Here is a 675-nt window from a genome sequence, read left to right on the forward strand (position 1 = left end):
GTCTGAGACGCTGGCCACCGACTGGATGAAGGCGATCCCGTCCGAGGCAGGTCTTTTCGAGCCGGAGCACTGGGCGAGAAGCTTGCACGGGCTGACTTCCATTGACGGTGCCGTGCTCGCAACGATCCTTATGCCGATATTGCAGGACGTCGCCGATGGTCCGAAATCAGCGCTCAGGCTTGGAACTCAGCTGCTGCGCGGCAAGAGCCTCGGCCTTTGGCAGGAGGCCCTCCGCCGAGCCCCGGCTGCGGCAATGGAAATGACCCTGGCCTCGCTTCGCGTCGCTGACGAAAAGGATCCCGTCAATCATGTGGTGTGGGCGCGAGCCGCAGACCTTGTGGGAGCACCACGCAAGCATATGCGATTGGTTGGATTGTCGGGCAGAACCTGGCCGCGCGGTGATAGCGCCGATCCCCTTTTGCCCGATCATATCCTTGGCGCGCGCGCACTGGTGGACCTGTCGCGCCTTGACCGCGACCGTCTGAGCTTTGAAATCCTGTCTGGTCATCCGGCCGCTCAAATTACGCTTTCGCGAAGCAGGCGATCCGCCGAGGGCACAGTTCTTGCCAGGAGCGCGTTGCTTGAGCGCAGTATTGTGGAACGTCCTCTTTCTAGAACGCGATCGCCAGAGCACGCCTTCAGCGAAGGCGATCGCCTTCTGGCGCGGACTAGCGA

Annotated in this window: 1 pseudogene; it reads left to right on the forward strand. The window is 62.1% G+C overall.

The features are described from left to right. Positions 1 to 675, forward strand: a pseudogene (locus EN780_RS39345) (PD-(D/E)XK nuclease family protein); the annotation flags it as partial.

The sequence above is a fragment of the Mesorhizobium sp. M4B.F.Ca.ET.089.01.1.1 genome (assembly GCF_004022605.1).
Taxonomy (GTDB): Bacteria; Pseudomonadota; Alphaproteobacteria; order Rhizobiales; family Rhizobiaceae; genus Mesorhizobium; species Mesorhizobium abyssinicae.